Annotated in this window: 23 protein-coding genes and 1 tRNA gene; all 24 read left to right on the top strand. The window is 35.2% G+C overall.

Features of this window, described 5'->3' with window-relative positions; translation table 11 throughout:
• The first annotated feature begins 52 nt into the window (after positions 1-52).
• The 24 genes from GA0061074_RS08650 (at position 53) to GA0061074_RS08545 (ending at position 11,078) form a co-directional block, all read left to right on the top strand.
• On the top strand, positions 53-325 hold the full coding sequence (locus tag GA0061074_RS08650) for a hypothetical protein (protein ID WP_092463932.1): 273 nt from the start codon (positions 53-55) through the stop codon (positions 323-325).
• A 247-nt stretch (positions 326-572) separates the two neighbouring features.
• Positions 573-833, top strand: a complete 261-nt coding sequence (locus tag GA0061074_RS08640; RefSeq protein ID WP_092463924.1) for a hypothetical protein — start codon at positions 573-575, stop codon at positions 831-833.
• Between the two features lie 13 nt (positions 834-846).
• Positions 847-1,656: a Rha family transcriptional regulator gene (locus GA0061074_RS08635; RefSeq protein ID WP_092463921.1), complete on the top strand. Its 810-nt coding sequence runs from the start codon at positions 847-849 to the stop codon at positions 1,654-1,656.
• A 1-nt stretch (position 1,657) separates the two neighbouring features.
• A complete protein-coding gene (locus GA0061074_RS08630; protein WP_092463918.1) occupies positions 1,658-1,843 on the top strand; it encodes a hypothetical protein in 186 nt (61 codons plus the stop codon).
• Between the two features lie 196 nt (positions 1,844-2,039).
• Positions 2,040-2,216, top strand: a complete 177-nt coding sequence (locus GA0061074_RS09140) for a hypothetical protein (protein WP_159426670.1) — start codon at positions 2,040-2,042, stop codon at positions 2,214-2,216.
• 2 nt (positions 2,217-2,218) lie between these two features.
• Entirely contained in the window at positions 2,219-2,560 is a 342-nt protein-coding gene (locus tag GA0061074_RS08625; RefSeq protein ID WP_092463915.1) for a hypothetical protein, read from the top strand.
• A 2-nt stretch (positions 2,561-2,562) separates the two neighbouring features.
• Positions 2,563-2,808, top strand: coding sequence for a hypothetical protein (locus tag GA0061074_RS08620; RefSeq protein WP_092463912.1), 246 nt, complete (start codon positions 2,563-2,565; stop codon positions 2,806-2,808).
• Between the two features lie 299 nt (positions 2,809-3,107).
• Entirely contained in the window at positions 3,108-3,299 is a 192-nt protein-coding gene (locus tag GA0061074_RS09135; protein WP_159426669.1) for a hypothetical protein, read from the top strand.
• Positions 3,292-4,239: a recombinase RecT gene (locus tag GA0061074_RS08615; protein ID WP_159426668.1), complete on the top strand. Its 948-nt coding sequence runs from the start codon at positions 3,292-3,294 to the stop codon at positions 4,237-4,239. Before GA0061074_RS09135 ends, GA0061074_RS08615 begins: the two co-directional genes overlap by 8 nt.
• A 10-nt stretch (positions 4,240-4,249) precedes the next feature.
• Positions 4,250-4,909: a hypothetical protein gene (locus GA0061074_RS08610; RefSeq protein WP_092463905.1), complete on the top strand. Its 660-nt coding sequence runs from the start codon at positions 4,250-4,252 to the stop codon at positions 4,907-4,909.
• 23 nt (positions 4,910-4,932) lie between these two features.
• Positions 4,933-5,256, top strand: a complete 324-nt coding sequence (locus tag GA0061074_RS08605) for a helix-turn-helix domain-containing protein (RefSeq protein ID WP_092463901.1) — start codon at positions 4,933-4,935, stop codon at positions 5,254-5,256.
• 177 nt (positions 5,257-5,433) lie between these two features.
• Positions 5,434-5,958, top strand: a complete 525-nt coding sequence (locus tag GA0061074_RS08600) for a hypothetical protein (RefSeq protein WP_092463897.1) — start codon at positions 5,434-5,436, stop codon at positions 5,956-5,958.
• The gene (locus GA0061074_RS08595; protein ID WP_092463894.1) at positions 5,959-6,396 is read left to right on the top strand and encodes a hypothetical protein; all 438 of its coding nucleotides are present in this window, start codon (positions 5,959-5,961) and stop codon (positions 6,394-6,396) included.
• A gap of 42 nt (positions 6,397-6,438) precedes the next feature.
• Positions 6,439-6,621: a hypothetical protein gene (locus GA0061074_RS09130; RefSeq protein WP_159426667.1), complete on the top strand. Its 183-nt coding sequence runs from the start codon at positions 6,439-6,441 to the stop codon at positions 6,619-6,621.
• Positions 6,602-6,835, top strand: coding sequence for a hypothetical protein (locus tag GA0061074_RS08585; protein ID WP_092463890.1), 234 nt, complete (start codon positions 6,602-6,604; stop codon positions 6,833-6,835). Before GA0061074_RS09130 ends, GA0061074_RS08585 begins: the two co-directional genes overlap by 20 nt.
• Complete coding sequence (locus GA0061074_RS08580; RefSeq protein ID WP_092463889.1) at positions 6,825-7,064, top strand: hypothetical protein; 240 nt, start codon at positions 6,825-6,827, stop codon at positions 7,062-7,064. Before GA0061074_RS08585 ends, GA0061074_RS08580 begins: the two co-directional genes overlap by 11 nt.
• Positions 7,065-7,109: 45 nt before the next feature.
• Positions 7,110-7,418 (top strand): hypothetical protein, encoded by a 309-nt coding sequence (locus tag GA0061074_RS08575; protein WP_092463886.1) that lies wholly within the window; start codon positions 7,110-7,112, stop codon positions 7,416-7,418.
• The gene (locus tag GA0061074_RS09125) at positions 7,418-7,594 is read left to right on the top strand and encodes a hypothetical protein (protein ID WP_159426666.1); all 177 of its coding nucleotides are present in this window, start codon (positions 7,418-7,420) and stop codon (positions 7,592-7,594) included. Before GA0061074_RS08575 ends, GA0061074_RS09125 begins: the two co-directional genes overlap by 1 nt.
• Positions 7,591-8,286 carry a nicotinamide riboside transporter PnuC gene (pnuC, locus tag GA0061074_RS08570; protein WP_092463883.1) on the top strand — a complete coding sequence of 232 codons (696 nt, stop codon included), beginning with the start codon at positions 7,591-7,593 and terminating at the stop codon, positions 8,284-8,286. Before GA0061074_RS09125 ends, pnuC begins: the two co-directional genes overlap by 4 nt.
• A 70-nt stretch (positions 8,287-8,356) precedes the next feature.
• Positions 8,357-8,569 (top strand): hypothetical protein, encoded by a 213-nt coding sequence (locus GA0061074_RS08565; protein ID WP_092463880.1) that lies wholly within the window; start codon positions 8,357-8,359, stop codon positions 8,567-8,569.
• 118 nt (positions 8,570-8,687) lie between these two features.
• Positions 8,688-9,131, top strand: a complete 444-nt coding sequence (locus GA0061074_RS08560) for a DUF722 domain-containing protein (RefSeq protein ID WP_092463877.1) — start codon at positions 8,688-8,690, stop codon at positions 9,129-9,131.
• Positions 9,132-9,305: 174 nt separating this feature from the next.
• Positions 9,306-9,365: transfer RNA gene (locus GA0061074_RS08555), tRNA-OTHER, on the top strand.
• A gap of 84 nt (positions 9,366-9,449) precedes the next feature.
• Positions 9,450-10,325: a hypothetical protein gene (locus GA0061074_RS08550; RefSeq protein ID WP_092463874.1), complete on the top strand. Its 876-nt coding sequence runs from the start codon at positions 9,450-9,452 to the stop codon at positions 10,323-10,325.
• A 177-nt stretch (positions 10,326-10,502) separates the two neighbouring features.
• Complete coding sequence (locus tag GA0061074_RS08545) at positions 10,503-11,078, top strand: hypothetical protein (RefSeq protein WP_092463871.1); 576 nt, start codon at positions 10,503-10,505, stop codon at positions 11,076-11,078.
• Positions 11,079-11,274: the final 196 nt, after the last annotated feature.

The raw sequence follows: 11,274 nt of genomic DNA, 5'->3' as shown, positions 1-11,274 counted from the left end.
TCAATAATAATTACTTGTTTAATTACACTACAAAAGAAAGGAGGAATAATACATGAAGGAAGAAATTAGTAAGGTAATCAAAAATAAATATGAAGAAATAGAAATCGATTTAACAAAACATAGTGTTGAAATTATTTCAGAAGTTGATGGAACAACTAATGTCATTGTTGATGGTGAATCATTACAGCGTGTTAAAAGAATAAGTTTTGAAGGTCTATTTATGAACGAGCGGGAAGATGCAAAAAGAAAGACCCTTAGGGTAATTATTCATTATCCCGGAGGGTCTGACATACCGCCATCATTTCTACCGTATCTTAGTAAATGAAACGGAATATTGGCCAGTAAAATATTCATCAATTGATGTAATAGATAAACCGTTTCTAATTAAAAATTGAACAACTTCGTTTGTATTTGATGTGTCAGGAACAGCTACGTTAAATGATTTGTTTTCAATAGCATCTTTAACATCATTAATAAATGAATTATTTAATGTCATATGTATAATTACCTTTCACTAATTTTAACAATTCAATTATAACACTAAAAAAACAACCAAAAAGTGAGGTGAGAACGTGGTTGAAGCAAAAATTGTAGATGAAATCAGTACTGAAGAGGCTTGGGCAAGAATCAAGTTTCCCCTGAACGATTTCAAAAATTATATTAAGACAAACCGATTTAAGCGAAAAGATTTAGCTGACCAAATTGGTGTAAGTAAAAAGTACGTTGATGACTTACTAGATATAAAGGCAGGTGGACCTAATGCTGTAATTAATTATCAAAAACTAATGAATATTACAGGATTCAAAGGTGAAAATATTTATATCCATAAATAAGGGGGGGAACAGCATGACACAAACAGAACAATTGGTTGAACTTCAAAACGGAGTAGCGACTACTACTTCGTTAGAAGTAGCAAAAATTTTTGGTAAGAAACATCGAAATATTTTAAAAATCATTGATGACATTATCAATGAGGGTCTGCTTAATATTGAGCAGACCCTCAAAAACAAAGCTATGGCTTACTTTGAGCTAAGTAGCTACAAGAATGAACAAAATCATCAAACGTACCGTATGTACAAAATGAACTACAAAGGCTTTACATTATTGGCTGGTGGTTTCACAGATAAAAAGTTCATGGAATACAAAGTGATGTTTGTTGAACAATTTGATGCTATGCAACATTACATTCAAGAACAACAACAAACACAGTTCTTCGCTCCTGAAACAGTTGAGCAACAAATTAAGCGTGAACAACTTGCAATTGCTAAGCAAAACAGTGATAACGCTAAAAGTCGTGAAGTTCGTTCATGGTTGAAGTTGACAAAGAACGACCCTGAAGCAGTAAAGATGGCAGCACCTAAGGTTATGAGCATTTTGTTAGATGTTCCAGAAGAGCAACTACAAATTGAGCCAAAGGTTAACTATCTGTATACAGCAGCAGATATTGGAAAGATGTTAGGGCTTGAGGCATACGACATTGGTTCTATTGCTCAAAAGTTAGACTTAAAAGCTACTCGTAAAGAGAGAAGTAATCGTTACACGAAGAACGTATCTATTAAAGATTATGCAGGCGATATTAGCAGTAAATGGTTATATAGCCGCGAAGCATTTAAAGCTATTACTAATTATCTAGATAACAACTATAAGGAGGAATAACATGGCACAAATAAATATAGGACAAGATACTGCACTATTCATACATGCTGTATTGACGGATTCAAACACAAAAAACAACCCAGAACTGATTACAGCAGTTACTGGATTGCTTGACCGCTCAGTCGAGTTAGGTTTATTTCCATCATTTAATGAAATTAATATATTGATGGACGAACATAAAATCTAATTTTCAAATTTTAAATCATAAGGAGAGTAGGCAATAGTAATGAAGAACTTTTTAAAGGGATTAATATCTTTTTTGTTTTTAATGATTTGTTTAATTTCACTGATTTTAAGTTCTTTAAGGTTGTATTTTACTTTTTTTAGCTAAACCACTTGGCCTTTTTTTCTCGGATACAGAATTAAATGTTTAGGAGAGAGTTATGAAAATATATAAAAATCAAAAGATAACCGGTCACAAACATTCAGTTAACGATCCATACGGATTAGTTGACCAATTGTTTGCGGTTCTTGAATCAACAGATGATGAAATGAAGCATGAAAAAGTTAGATCGTTCATGGATAGCTTTTTGGATTATTTGAGTGATACAGGAGATTAGTTATGGCAGATGAAGTAACAATTCAGTTACCGCCAGAAATGCTGACGCAGCTTAGCGAGGCGGTAATTAAACAAGTCATTACAGTTGCTGAACAAAATGTAATGCAACGTGACGAGTTCGTGCAATTGAATCGCACAGCAAAAACGCCTAAAGGCAAGCGTACATTAGAAGATTATTTAGGTGGTATTAGTCTGGATGATTTTAAAAAGTATTGGCGGAGAAGGGTTGAATCTGAACCAGGCTTGACTATACCGAAAGGCGAAAGCCAACTTTTGTACCACGGTCGCAAAGTGCAGGAATACATTGCAGAGCATGCTGCAGAAGCTATGAATAAAAGGAGATAAATATGTATTGGAACGATGTAGTGTTGGGTTTCAAAGTCATGTGGCTCATCACAAAAGACTTAGTTATCCCATTGTTGGCAGTCAGTGGTTTGATTTGGCTAATCACAAACCTAGTTATTAATTACTGGGCTGAAATCAAGTATTGGTTGCGAGTAGTCAGTCGGATAGTTAGTTGGATATTGCTTAAATCAGCGTGGGCAATTATTTACTTAATTGACGGCAAAGAAGCAGCAGATAAGCGCTTCTAAAATTTAAATCGGGTTGATCGCCTACAATGGCTGGTGTGAAAAAAACAAACTTACACGAACTCATATGCACGCCAGTCGTTGCAGGCGGTCAACCCAGAAAGGAAATGACATGAAAAATATAAAAAAAGAAATAAGCATCTATAAGAGGCTTATTTCATTAGCTTGGTGTTTGGTAGGTATTTTAATTTTTTTACTTATTCGGGCATAACAAAAACGCCTAACCACGGCAATGGTCAGACGTTCGGGTAATTGGATTTAGAACACAAATTACCCTTCTAATCTAACACAAGGAGGCGCTTATGCCAAATGACTTGATAGATCCACCAGATGATGAAATCTGGGGAGAAACAATATATGGCGAAGAAATCATGGTTGGTGAAACAGGAATTAGAGAAACCATTGATGGTGAATACATTAAGCCAGATGAGCGTGAACGATACGCTGACGATAGCACCACGCCAGTTGATACGGAGGAACCCAGAAATGAATGAAATACAAGCAGTACAAAAACAACTAAATAATGAAAAAGTGCAGGAAAAATTTAGTGAAATCCTTAAAGATCAAGGACCATCATTTGTTGCAAGTTTATCAACATTATTAACAAATAACGAATTATTAGCTAAAGCAGGTACTAATAAGATAGTTACTGCCGCATTGAAAGCAGCTGCATTAGATTTAAGTGTATTACCTGATTTAGGTGAAGCTTACGTCATTCCTTATGAGAAAAAACGCAAGGTTAATGGTAAATGGACAACGGTTGATGTTGATGCTAATTTGCAGCTTGGTTATCGCGGGTTAATAAAGCTAGTTCAAAATACAGGCCGTGTTGGTAAAGTGGCAGGTGTTGAAATTTATGCAGCTAATAAACCTAAATATAACCGTATATACGGTGAATTATCAATTGGTAATCCAGAGTATGACCCTGATGTTGATGAGCCAAGTGAAGTAGTTGGTTATTTAGCTTATTACTATCTTGATGGTAACCGCATTGAAAACTACTGGAGTAAGAAGAAAGTATTGAAGCATGTTGAGAAGTTCTCACAGTCTTGGGATCCCTATAACAAAGAAATTCGTCCTAAAAGTGCTTGGGGAACAAGTTTTGATGCAATGGCAATTAAAACAGTTATTAAAGACCTACTAAAATTTGCGCCAAAGTCGCAACAAGTTGCAAAGGCTATTGCTGATGATGATCGGTCAGATAGACGAGATATAACGCCAGCCGAAAAGGAGACAGTTACTAATGAGACACCAACTATTAATGTTCCGGAAGAAGCAGTAACTGAGGCAGATAAACCAAATTCACCAACGTCATCTCCACAACAAACTGATCAGAATAAGCAAGATCAAGATACAGCACCAAATGTAGCACCGTCAGATGTGAATTTTGAAGATAACGCTGCGGATGATTTTCTAAAGGGATTAGGTTACTAGGAGGGTGCAAATGAAAACAGTTGATACAGATCTAGTTGAAATTAAAGGTGATGAATTATTTGGGGCTAAAGAATTTTTAGCACAATTACAGAATATTAAAGCGTTTGATATAACAACTAATACAGAATTAGCACAAGCAAAAAAACAACGGGCTGTAGTTGCTAAAGTTAAACCATTTATTAAAAAATTACACAAGCAATATCAATCAGAAAAAGAAGCTGAATTTAGAACGAATAATCCTGAATTTGCTTTAATTGAGGAATTAACTAACGACTTACTGCAAGATTTTGATAATGAAATTAAACCATATGTTGCGTCTATTAAAGAACAGCGTTTACAACGTATTCAACCAATAATTGATGAAATTGCGGGTAACTATAATGTTGATACTTACACAGCACCAACTGAGTATGCCAATGAAGAATATTGGACACAAACAAATAATCCAGCCAGCAAATTAGATAAGAAGATTGTTGATGATGTTCGTATACGTGAATTTGAAAAGCGTAAGCAACTAGCTGAAACAGCTATTGATCATCGTAAAGATAAGAAATTAAAAGATACGATTAAAAGCATTATTGATAGCATTGATCGTACAGCACTATATGACGGTAATGATGTTATTAAGTTATTAATTCCATTAGGTGAATTTATCAAAGAAGATAATTAGTCGCTTGAGATTAGAGAAATGCCATGCCAATTAAGAGAGCACAACGTACCGGCAAATTTGCGCAAATTCCTAATGAAACCCTTCGTGACCAGAATTTAACCAATAGTGCCTATCGCTTGTTAATGTATATGCTCTCGATGTCGGACGATTGGATATTTCGCAACAGCAAGATTGCTAAGGATTTTGATAAAAGTGAGCGCTGGGTTAGGAAAACATTAACTGAACTTGAAAATGCCGGTTATGTTAAACGCAAACCCATTAGGAACAACCTTGGTCAAATTGTTGAATGGGAACGAATTATCTATGATTCACCAGAGGCACAAAATACGTACCCTGGCGAACGTTGATAAATAGGGATTTACCAGAGGCACAAAACCCACACGGTGGATAATGTTCCCCCTAAGAATACTAATTATTTAAGAATACTAATATTAATAAGAATACTAAGGTGCTTGTTTGCTTGATCCGCTCTCATCTCATTGGGGATTTATTTAGAAAAACAAGCAAGCAAAAGGTAATGACGAATGATAAATCGCAAACAAATCATGGTTGAGTGGCAAAAAGCAGGTTTGAAAATAAATGGGTTTACATCTGATGATATAAACGATATCTATGACCACTTAGCTCATAATGCTGACAATGAAACAGAAGCTAATAAAATTTTTATTTTAGCTATTCGTAAAGCAGCAATGAATGGTGCAAAAACTCAATGGGCTGTTAGCAATAACGCTAACCAGTGGGTTCAAGCAGGGCTTACTAATGCTGATGAAGTTGGTGAGTATGAACATGAGGCTAAGGATATGCGTTTGCCAGGAAGATATGGGAAACCAGGTAAAACTGAAAGTAATCTCGATAAAATCACACCCGAGCAAATTCAAAAGCAGAATGAGCAGTTAGCTAAAGAGCTTGGTTATGAAAGTGTTGAGGCTATGGCAAAGGGTTCATGGGAAAAACTGTACGAGTTACGTAGAACACGAGAAGAGCGATTAGCGAAACGACCTAAAACTGGACTGACTGCAACAGGTAATCAAGTATTAAAGAGGTTTTAAATGGCAAAACTAGTAATACCACTAACAGCATTCGTCTTGCCAATGAAAAAACAAGGTAAGCCGCGAATGGTTAAGATGACTTTAAATAACTGGATAATGATCCACGGTATGAAAGCTGGACGAATGATTGCTAATAAACGTAAGCATCAAATTCAAGCTAAGATTATGCCACTAGTCGACCAAGCAATGGTCGATGGTGTATCTCCGATTGATAAAAACACTAAATTTAAGTTTGATTGGTATTTTCCTGACAGACGCACCGACTTAGATAACTGGACGTTTACACATAAGTTTATTTTTGACGCATTTCAGGCGAGTTCAGTACGTGGTCAAGTATTTATGCCAAACGACAACTTAAACTTTGTAGTGGCAACATATGACGATTTCAGGGGCATTGATAAAGATAACCCTAGAGTTGAAATAGATTGGAACAACTAAAAACAACAGCCAAGGGTGGAAAGACTGTGAGCCCGTATGAAAATGAAACATGAAATTGATGACGTCATTGCTATCACTAGAAATTTACAACGCATCCAAAGCGATTTTGAACTTATGGAAGCTATGACGTATCAAAAAGACAATTTTAAATCGCAGCGGCAAATGATGTTTAATGAAATTTGGGACTTTTTAGGAGTAGAAGCTAATGACAAAAACAGTAGATGAATACATTGCTCATGCAGCACATAAACAAGCAGAAGCTGATTATTATCAAGTAATGAGTAGTATGCAAAAAACAGCAAATGACTTTGCTTTGGATGGATTTTTTACAGTTTCAATGGGCGATAAAGATGAAATTATTGCAGCGCAGGCTGAACGGATTGAAATTAGTATGAAAAACAAACTAGTAGAAATATTGGTGAATAACGATGACAGATAAAGCATATATTAAGATTAATCAGCAACAAGAGTGTGAAGGCGGAAGAGTGAAGGATACTATAAACATTAAAACCGAACAACTCAAAAAATTACTTAGCGAGGTTGAAACAAGTAAGGTTGCAATTATCAGTGGAGACAAAAAAATTATGCAACTTCTATACAACACTATTATCACACAAGGAAAGTTAATTAACTTACTTATTCAATTTAATGATGAGTTGAAAGAATGACAGCACCACACATTGGCTGGTATTTATGAAAATGGAGAAAAAGTAATGGTAGTGATTTTAATTATATTGAACATAGTATTTTTGATTATAGTAGCAGGTGCATGGATTAAAATTGCTTTTACTGATAAACAAGTTAATCAGTTGAAAAATGACAATCAGCGCTTAAATAGAGATTTATATCCAATAGACGGTCAATTAGAATATATAAGAAATAGAATCTTTGCACAAGAACACGGCTTGAAATTAGATGCTTATTACATCGTGCAAGGTGAAGTTGTGAAAGCAAAAGATACTTACTCTCTTGACTATATCGCCAGAAACGAACATAAAGAAATTAAGCCGGAGAAATGGTAATGGAATATCAAGATTTGGTTGAAGCACAAATGTTGTTTGGTAAATTATCACTAGATATGATTTTAGCCATATCAAAGGACCGTAGCTTAAAAGCAGTTGATAATAAGTTTAATTTCTTTGAGGGTGAGCCAAAAGATGCTTGGAAGATTACGATTGAAAAGGTGGATAGGAAATGAGTTATTTAAAATGGTTAGGGCAGGAGCTAAAAAGTATTAATGCTGCTGGTGGCGTTATGTTAGCTTTTATCGTTGGGGTACAATTAGCATTTTACTTATCAGCACCGATTACTATGTTATCGACTATTACACTGGTAGCAACGTTGGTTGGTTCAGCATGTACAGTTTATATGATGATTGGCAAGCCGATTAATGGACTGTTAGGGTTAATCAGTGCGATTGGGTTCATCTATATCAATTGGACTGCAGGACACTACGCAAGCGTGTTAGATCAGTTGGTATTTGTGGCATTGATTGACTTACCGCTTATATTCACTTGGAAAACGTGGGGACATAAAGTTGAGAACGGTGTTAAATTCTTAGATAAGAAAGGTTGGCTACTAACAATTGGGTTCATCTTGATTTGGTGGTATCCGATGATGTTGGCTTATCAAGCATTGGGTGACAGCAACCCAGTATGGGACAGCATTGTCTTGATTATCGGTGCAACAGCTAGTCTATACGTGTTTAAGGGTTACGGCGACAGCTACACGCTTTGGTTAGCTTCTGATGTTGTTAACATCGCTCTATGGGTATCAGCGCTATTTGCAGGCTATTCAGCAAGTTCATTGCCAATGTTACTAACTATGGCTTTCTACCTTGCAACAGCGCTATATGGTCGTTTCTGGTCGATTTGGCGAGGTAATAAGTGATGAAGAAAGGTGTTACTGTTGTTTTCTTGCTAATGCTTCTAGCAATCGCTTTGTTGGGGGACTTAATGGCATGAGAAGAACATATTACTATTTTAAATATGGCAATGGCTGGCTGCGTGAAATGTATGATTCAACGGGTACGGTGCATTGGATATATATCGACAACATTAAGCAAGCGTATCGTACTGCTAGCATGTGGCTTATCCAACATTTAATTGTCAAAGAATTGGTTGAATTTGATTATCACATTGAAGAAAGAGACTGTTATCAAAAGTTGATCTAAGAGCAAATGGTTACACGTCATAAACGTTGATGTGTAGCTGTTTTTAATTTTATTGAAACAAAATATAGTACTATACATGTTATAATAACAGTAGTTATATATTATCAGGAGGTGCGCTATGGCGGATAAGTTGGATAAAGTGTTGAGTGACTATTTTACAGGACGATTAGAGATGAACATGCAAATGCGTAAAACAGAATTAAGATACAATGCTGACAGCGTACCTGATGAAAATATTGGTGGTGGGCGTAAGCAAAACGACTACAACAACCCGATTGAATCGGCTATGATACGTGAGCAAAACGATGTGTACTTAAAAGACTTGCAGTATCAAAAAGACATGATTGAGATGATGTTAAGTACAACGGTTGATTGTCGTAAGCGTGTATTAGTTGCTAAGTATGGGCGTAATGAGACGTGGGCGAAGATTGCGCTTAATGAACATGTAGACGAACGCACTGTTAGAGCATGGCGAGATGATTTTAAAGAAGTAATCGGTATTTGGTTGGGAGGGAGTTTACAAACCACCACCCGATTTCGACCCACTTTGATACCAGCTTAGTACCGTTTTAGGCCTATAAAAGGCGCATAATTGGTATTGTGGAACAGTTGGTTAGTTAGTCGTCCGTCGCAGGCCTGACGCTTTCTTAATATCCTTTTTTCAACAATGACTAATCAACGATAAACGATAGAAACTAACATAGTTATCAGCACATGGTGCGTTACTATCGTTGGTGGGAACTTAGCTCAGTTGGTAGAGCATTTGGTGTCACTGGTTCGAGTCCAGTAGTTCTCATAGGTTTTGTAACACTTCTGTGCTTTTCTTTTACCTATTCACATGTAAACTTGTGTATATAAGGCAAAGGAAAGGTACTGATGTATGGATATAAGAAGTGTTTTACCGATCAATATGGACAGCGTAATTAAACCAATGTATGATGCAATGAAAATTATTCCAAATACAAAGCAACTTAGTGAAGCAATGAAAATTATTCCAAGCACAAATCAGCTTAGTAGTATAGTGTCTAGCGGAATAGCAGCACAAATGAATAGTTTTAAAGCAATAGCAAAACAGGTGTCTTATTTAAATAATTGGACATTGGGACTAAATAAATTTACAGAAAATCTTTTTGAACAACAAATTTTATATTGTCAAAAAACAGGGTGGCTTTTATTTGATATTGTCAGCGAAGAGCTTACCGAAGAATACTTTGATATTCAAGCACAAAATGGTAACGATGACGAAGAATTTGATATAGATGATTTTGGATTGTGGGTTATTAAAGAACGCCAATTAGAGGATATTATTAATGAAATCGAACAATTAAGATTAGTTAATGGTACAGAACACTTGTCAAAAATGGTAGCAGCCTTAAGACATGATGATCAGTCATACAAAGTGTTATTTCAATATGTTTTTTCTTTAATAGATGCAACAGTATTCTATCAAAAGAGAAAATATGATAAATCAACTAATAAGCCAAGCAAATACAACAGCCAAGACGTTGTTATGAGATTTTATAATGATGTAAAGTTAAATGCTTCTTTATTGGGTGCAGATAAACACACTTTGGGATTAAAAAACATTGCAACGGTATATTTATATAAGTCTCTTTATAATAAAAATAATTTTAGAAATAAATTAATGCATGGATCCATTAAATATGATGAGTTAACGGAGGTTAAATTTTATCAATTAGTAGTTTTGCTATATCAACTTACCGTTAATGATGATATTTATCAGTTCGTTAAATAACAAACCAGCTTAACAAAAAGGGGTTCAGAGTTACACCTCTACTGGTGCACGTAACAAAGTCGTCAAGTGCAATTGGCGCATACATAAACACACGAGGTTATCCGATTGGGTAGCCTTTTTATTTTGCATTAAAGTTTATCTTTAGTATTATATTTATAATACTTGGGGGATAGAAAGATGAAACATGAAAAAATAAAAACTATGGTAATCTCTGCTGTTGTGGGTGGCGTTGTGGGTGGCGTTGTGGTAACAACATTTGTTTTTTTAATACAAGCGTTTGTTTATAAAAATCCTGCAATATTCGGAAATGTAGCTGATTGGTTTAGTGCATTTGGAACTATTGTTGCTGCCTCTGTAGCCTTATATTTCGGATTACGTCCAGCTTTAAGGAATTATAAAATTGAACTTTACCAAGGGAATGTAAATTATCCGAATGATGAAAGAAAATGGACAACAATAAATTTTGCTATGTATAATAGTGGAAACAAGCCTTTTGTTCTATATAAAGCGTATTTGGAAGGCGAAAATGCGGAAAATCTAGAACTGGATTTTAATAATAGTGATTACTCATATTCTTACAAAAATATGCCTTTTTTACTAGAAGATAATACTGTTGAATTTTTGTATTTATGTGGCACTGGCCCAGATTGGGTTTTGAATAAGCAGCCGAAGAATCCTTTTATTATTTTGCAAGAAGTCAGTGGTGAAAAAATTAAAATTCCTTTGAAAAAATTTATTGTTGAAGAAGTGTAATGTTATACAGGTAGCAATCAAAAGATTGTTGCCTTTTTATTTTGCAGAAAATTGGGAGTAGATATGGAATGGGACCATGGTATAGAAACGTTGAAGCCTCTATTATTGGTAAATTGGATGCTAAAGAACGAAAAGAATTAAAGAAACAAGAACAGATTAAGCAACGTAAGTCAGTTAATAAGGAACGAGGTGGTGA

The organism is Weissella bombi, from assembly GCF_900094835.1.
Taxonomy (GTDB): domain Bacteria; phylum Bacillota; class Bacilli; order Lactobacillales; family Lactobacillaceae; genus Weissella; species Weissella bombi.
The sequence above is the reverse complement of the archived record's forward strand: the minus strand, read 5'-3'. Positions and strand labels throughout refer to the sequence as shown.

What these genes read in the sequence shown, in the direction of transcription:
- GA0061074_RS08565 (WP_092463880.1), top strand. Translation starts at nt 8,357, where the DNA reads ATGAGAAGAACATATTACTATTTTAAATATGGCAATGGCTGGCTGCGT.
- GA0061074_RS08625 (WP_092463915.1), top strand. Translation starts at nt 2,219, where the DNA reads ATGGCAGATGAAGTAACAATTCAGTTACCGCCAGAAATGCTGACGCAG.
- GA0061074_RS09130 (WP_159426667.1), top strand. Translation starts at nt 6,439, where the DNA reads ATGAAACATGAAATTGATGACGTCATTGCTATCACTAGAAATTTACAA.
- GA0061074_RS08600 (WP_092463897.1), top strand. Translation starts at nt 5,434, where the DNA reads ATGATAAATCGCAAACAAATCATGGTTGAGTGGCAAAAAGCAGGTTTG.
- GA0061074_RS08650 (WP_092463932.1), top strand. Translation starts at nt 53, where the DNA reads ATGAAGGAAGAAATTAGTAAGGTAATCAAAAATAAATATGAAGAAATA.
- GA0061074_RS08575 (WP_092463886.1), top strand. Translation starts at nt 7,110, where the DNA reads ATGGTAGTGATTTTAATTATATTGAACATAGTATTTTTGATTATAGTA.
- GA0061074_RS08635 (WP_092463921.1), top strand. Translation starts at nt 847, where the DNA reads ATGACACAAACAGAACAATTGGTTGAACTTCAAAACGGAGTAGCGACT.
- GA0061074_RS08605 (WP_092463901.1), top strand. Translation starts at nt 4,933, where the DNA reads ATGCCAATTAAGAGAGCACAACGTACCGGCAAATTTGCGCAAATTCCT.
- GA0061074_RS08615 (WP_159426668.1), top strand. Translation starts at nt 3,292, where the DNA reads ATGAATGAAATACAAGCAGTACAAAAACAACTAAATAATGAAAAAGTG.
- GA0061074_RS09125 (WP_159426666.1), top strand. Translation starts at nt 7,418, where the DNA reads ATGGAATATCAAGATTTGGTTGAAGCACAAATGTTGTTTGGTAAATTA.
- GA0061074_RS08545 (WP_092463871.1), top strand. Translation starts at nt 10,503, where the DNA reads ATGAAACATGAAAAAATAAAAACTATGGTAATCTCTGCTGTTGTGGGT.
- GA0061074_RS08580 (WP_092463889.1), top strand. Translation starts at nt 6,825, where the DNA reads ATGACAGATAAAGCATATATTAAGATTAATCAGCAACAAGAGTGTGAA.
- GA0061074_RS08560 (WP_092463877.1), top strand. Translation starts at nt 8,688, where the DNA reads ATGGCGGATAAGTTGGATAAAGTGTTGAGTGACTATTTTACAGGACGA.
- GA0061074_RS08630 (WP_092463918.1), top strand. Translation starts at nt 1,658, where the DNA reads ATGGCACAAATAAATATAGGACAAGATACTGCACTATTCATACATGCT.
- GA0061074_RS09135 (WP_159426669.1), top strand. Translation starts at nt 3,108, where the DNA reads ATGCCAAATGACTTGATAGATCCACCAGATGATGAAATCTGGGGAGAA.
- GA0061074_RS08585 (WP_092463890.1), top strand. Translation starts at nt 6,602, where the DNA reads ATGACAAAAACAGTAGATGAATACATTGCTCATGCAGCACATAAACAA.
- pnuC (WP_092463883.1), top strand. Translation starts at nt 7,591, where the DNA reads ATGAGTTATTTAAAATGGTTAGGGCAGGAGCTAAAAAGTATTAATGCT.
- GA0061074_RS08595 (WP_092463894.1), top strand. Translation starts at nt 5,959, where the DNA reads ATGGCAAAACTAGTAATACCACTAACAGCATTCGTCTTGCCAATGAAA.
- GA0061074_RS09140 (WP_159426670.1), top strand. Translation starts at nt 2,040, where the DNA reads ATGAAAATATATAAAAATCAAAAGATAACCGGTCACAAACATTCAGTT.
- GA0061074_RS08620 (WP_092463912.1), top strand. Translation starts at nt 2,563, where the DNA reads ATGTATTGGAACGATGTAGTGTTGGGTTTCAAAGTCATGTGGCTCATC.
- GA0061074_RS08550 (WP_092463874.1), top strand. Translation starts at nt 9,450, where the DNA reads ATGGATATAAGAAGTGTTTTACCGATCAATATGGACAGCGTAATTAAA.
- GA0061074_RS08610 (WP_092463905.1), top strand. Translation starts at nt 4,250, where the DNA reads ATGAAAACAGTTGATACAGATCTAGTTGAAATTAAAGGTGATGAATTA.